At 29.4% G+C, this 4,299-nt stretch carries 3 protein-coding genes; 2 read left to right on the top strand and 1 reads right to left on the bottom strand.

Translation table 11 applies throughout. The features are described from left to right. The first annotated feature begins 410 nt into the window (after positions 1–410). Complete coding sequence (locus tag IC214_RS00465) at positions 411–2,009, top strand: peptide chain release factor 3 (protein WP_227437655.1); 1,599 nt, start codon at positions 411–413, stop codon at positions 2,007–2,009. Positions 2,010–2,159: 150 nt separating this feature from the next. Here the strand turns inward: IC214_RS00465 and IC214_RS00460 are convergent, their stop codons facing one another. Beyond that, positions 2,160–2,336 carry a hypothetical protein gene (locus IC214_RS00460; protein ID WP_227437652.1) on the bottom strand — a complete coding sequence of 59 codons (177 nt, stop codon included), beginning with the start codon at positions 2,334–2,336 and terminating at the stop codon, positions 2,160–2,162. A 340-nt stretch (positions 2,337–2,676) separates the two neighbouring features. Between IC214_RS00460 and IC214_RS00455 the strand changes: the two genes are divergently transcribed. Beyond that, positions 2,677–4,299: recombinase family protein (locus IC214_RS00455; protein WP_227866129.1), on the top strand; the 1,623-nt coding region annotated here is incomplete at its 3' end.

Genomic DNA, 4,299 nt, shown 5'->3' with positions numbered 1-4,299 from the left:
GATGCACTTTCTATAAAAGTGCAACTTTAGGAATTAATCTATTTTATTTAAATCCATCCATTTAGATTCTAACTCAGATATTTTTCATGATAATACTCATGAATATGAAGTTGTTATAGTCAATCTTAATATGTATGAAATGTAGAATAGTTGAGGGTGCTATTGCTTCTAACGAGCTAGGAATTATAAAAAAGTCCTTTTAATCTTAAAAAGGGGGTTGTGCTATACAGTAAGATAGTAAAGCTATTTTCATAAGGTTTTCATATTGACAGTTTTGCAATAAAGTTATAATATTAATAGGATTGTAGTTTTTTATAGCATATGGAAAATTATGTTCATTTTAAAACTATTAATAAATATAATTTTTTATATTTGGATAATCGTAAAATTAAAATAAAGGATGATAAAAAATGACAGAACAAAATTTAAGCTTGATTGATGAAGTTAAAAGAAGAAGAACCTTTGCAATCATTTCCCATCCCGATGCAGGAAAAACTACATTAACTGAAAAGTTTCTATTATATGGTGGTGCCATTCGTGAAGCAGGATCAGTTAAATCAAGAAGATCTCAAAAACATGCAGTATCTGACTGGATGGAAATTGAAAAACAAAGAGGTATATCTGTTGCATCAAGTGTTCTTCAATTTGAATATAATAACTTTTGTATAAATATTCTTGATACTCCAGGGCATCAAGATTTCAGTGAGGACACTTATAGGACTCTTATGGCAGCAGACTGTGCAGTAATGGTTATTGACTCTGCTAAAGGTGTCGAGGATCAGACAAAGAAATTATTCCAAGTTTGTAAAATGAGAGGAATACCAATTTTCACTTTTATAAATAAAATGGACCGTCAAGGAAAGGATCCCTTTGAACTACTTGAAGATATTGAAAATGTTCTAGGAATTCGCTCTTGTCCAGTAAACTGGCCAATTGGTTCTGGTAAAGAGTTCAAAGGTGTGTTTAACCGTCATAAAAATCAAGTTGAACTATTTGATGATGGTAACCATGGACAATCTATTGCTAAATCTACAACTGGAGATATATCTGATGAAAAATTTAATACTTTATTAGGTGATGCTCTTCATGAAAAATTACTAGAGGATATTGAACTTTTAGATATTGCTGGAGATAATTTTAATTTAGACGGAGTATTAAATGGTGAATTGACGCCTGTGTTCTTCGGAAGTGCCCTTACCAATTTTGGTGTAGAACCATTTTTAGAATCGTTCTTAGAAATAACACCTCCACCAAATCCTCGTAGCAGTAATTTAGGTGATATTGACCCTAATTCTAATAGCTTCTCAGGATTTATATTTAAAATTCAAGCTAATATGGATAAATCTCATAGAGATAGAATTGCATTTTTAAGAATTTGCTCTGGTAAATTTGAAAAAGGTATGACAGTAACTCATGTACAAAGAAATAAAAAGGTTAAACTTTCACAACCTCAACAGTTTGTAGCCCAAGACCGTGTTATAATAGATTCAGCTTATCCAGGGGACATTATAGGGATACATGATCCAGGAATATTTAATATTGGTGATACATTAAGTGAAAAAAAATCAAATTTACAATACACTGGTATACCACAATTTGCTCCTGAACATTTTGTAAGAGTATCTACAAAGAATGCTCTTAAAAGAAAACAGTTCTTAAAAGGTCTTACACAATTATCAGAAGAAGGTACTATACAGATATACAAACAACCTAATTTTGGTATGGAAGAACTTATTGTAGGAGTCGTTGGAGTTCTTCAATTTGAAGTTTTAGAATATCGTCTAAAACAAGAATATGGTGTTGATATGATAATGAATACACTACCTTATCGTCACATACGTTGGATTGAACCTGATACTTTCAAATCGGATAAGCTTTCAATACCAATGGATACAATACTAGTTGAAGATAAAAATAGCAATCCAGTATTGTTATTTCAAAATGAATGGTCTATTAGACATCTAATTGAAAGAAATGAAAATTTAGTTTTAAGAGAAACTTCTTTATAAAAAATAAATATTAATGCCCCTACGTCTATTTTTAAACGTAGGGGGGAGTCTTCTCTTTTAATGCCATTAGTCTCATAAAATATATGTGAATCCAAATATTTTCTCATTTGTTTTTCCTCTCTTATATCATATGTATACCTTATCAAAATTTTAAGCTTTAGCTTCACTTTTTTCTAAATCTTCTTCTAGTATCTTAAAGGCTTTATCTAAAACTTCCTCAGGATACTTTTTTCTTAATGCATTTACAAACCATATAGCTTTAGCTGATTCTATTTTTTTTAGTTCCAGTGGATTTGTAGGAAAAATCTCCACAACTTTTATATCCATATATAACCCCCCTATGCCTTAATTGAGTTATTATATTAATCTATGAGGTTATAGACTTGTCTTGACACAACTAATTAAGTCTCAAATTTCTCTATGAAAACGAAATCAGTATTTTTTCATATGATGCAATAAAAATGTATTATTAACATTTAATGTATTCTTTACATCATATATTTATATATAAGTAAATAATAAAACACTATTAATACCTATACGTATTGAAAATACTACTATAAGGGGTGCTCTGATAAATACATCTACTCTTTTGTGATATGAAGTTGAATACCAGAATATTACTTATTCAAGTCAATTTATACCAAAGTTTAAGGGGGTTAAACTTATGAAGGCTGCAATTTATTCAAGAAAATCAAAATTTACGGGCAAAGGTGAATCTATAGAAAATCAAATACAACTATGTATGGACTATGCTAAATCTGTTGGTATAAAAGATTTTTTAATATATGAAGATGAAGGCTTTAGTGGTGGTAATATAGATAGACCTCAGTTTAAAAAAATGATGCAAGATGCAAAAGCAAACAAATTTGATTATCTTGTGTGCTATAGATTGGATAGAATATCAAGAAATGTATCTGACTTCTCTACTCTAATAGAAAAATTAAATAAACTAGATATATCTTTTATATCTATCAAAGAGCAATTTGACACTTCTACTCCAATGGGAAGAGCTATGATGTTTATATCTAGTGTATTTGCACAGCTTGAAAGAGAAACAATAGCTGAACGTATAAAAGATAATATGTATGAACTTGCTCGTACTGGGAGATGGCTAGGTGGTAAAACCCCTCATGGATTTAGCAGTAAAAAAATTAAATACTTAGATGAAAACCTAAAAGAAAGAAGTATGTATCAGTTAGAAGTTAGTGATGATGAGATGGAAGTTGTTAAAATAGTTTATGCTAAGTATCTAGAACTTAGATCTTTATCTCAATTATACAAATATGTTTATCACAATGGAATAAAAGGTCCTCGTGGTGGTAAATTTGACCCTAGTTCATTATCTGGTATACTTAGAAGTCCTGTTTATGTAAAAGCTAATGATGTTGTTGTAGAATATCTTAGAAATAATAATATGGAAGTTATCGGTACTCCTGATAATGAATGTGGAATACTTACTTATGCTAAAAATACATCTACACCTATCGCAGCTATTGCTAAACATAAAGGAATTATAGATTCTACTACTTGGCTTGAAGTTCAAGGTTTACTTGATGCTAATCGTGATAAGAGTCCAAGAATTGCTACTGGTAAAGTTGCTTTATTATCAGGAATTTTAAAATGTTCTAAGTGTGGTTCTAATATGAGAATTACTTATAAAGGCAAACGAACTGATAAAGAATTAAAGTATTATTATGTATGTGGTACTAAAAAGAATCTTGGTGTTGATGCTTGTAATTGTAAAAATCTTAAAGGACCTTTAGTTGAAGCTATTGTTATCGAAAGAATTAAAAATTGTAATGTAGAATCTATTATAGATGCTTTTCATGAAAATAAGATTAAAGTTGATAATGCATCAAATAGTATTAATAGTGAGATTAATTTATTTAGGAATTTTATTAAGGATAAAGAAAAAATCATCAGTAATTTAGTTATAGAACTTGCTAAAAATACTGGTAGTGTTGCTTCTAATTATATTATCTCTCAGATTGAAAGTTTAAATAGTGAAATTGAAGAATTAAAAGTTAAGGTTAGAAACTTAGAAGATAACAATGCTGATATTAAAAATGCCAGTGTTAATTTAGATATTGTTGTTAGTAATTTAGAAAAGTTTAACAATATGGTTGATGATGCTAATTTGGATAATAAGAAGTTATTGTTGTCTACTATTATTGATTCTATAGTTTGGGATAGTTCTAGCAACACTCTTAGCATTGTTTATATGGGTGCTGACATAGATGACTTAGTTTCGTTGTCTGATAGGTCGCACTTCTGTAGTGATGGCAGA

Origin of the sequence: Clostridioides sp. ES-S-0190-01 (assembly GCF_020658275.1) — a bacterium.
In the GTDB taxonomy this organism is placed as follows: domain Bacteria; phylum Bacillota; class Clostridia; order Peptostreptococcales; family Peptostreptococcaceae; genus Clostridioides.
The sequence above is the reverse complement of the archived record's forward strand: the minus strand, read 5'-3'. Positions and strand labels throughout refer to the sequence as shown.

What these genes read in the sequence shown, in the direction of transcription:
- IC214_RS00465 (WP_227437655.1), top strand. Translation starts at nt 411, where the DNA reads ATGACAGAACAAAATTTAAGCTTGATTGATGAAGTTAAAAGAAGAAGA.
- IC214_RS00460 (WP_227437652.1), bottom strand. Translation starts at nt 2,336, where the DNA reads ATGGATATAAAAGTTGTGGAGATTTTTCCTACAAATCCACTGGAACTA.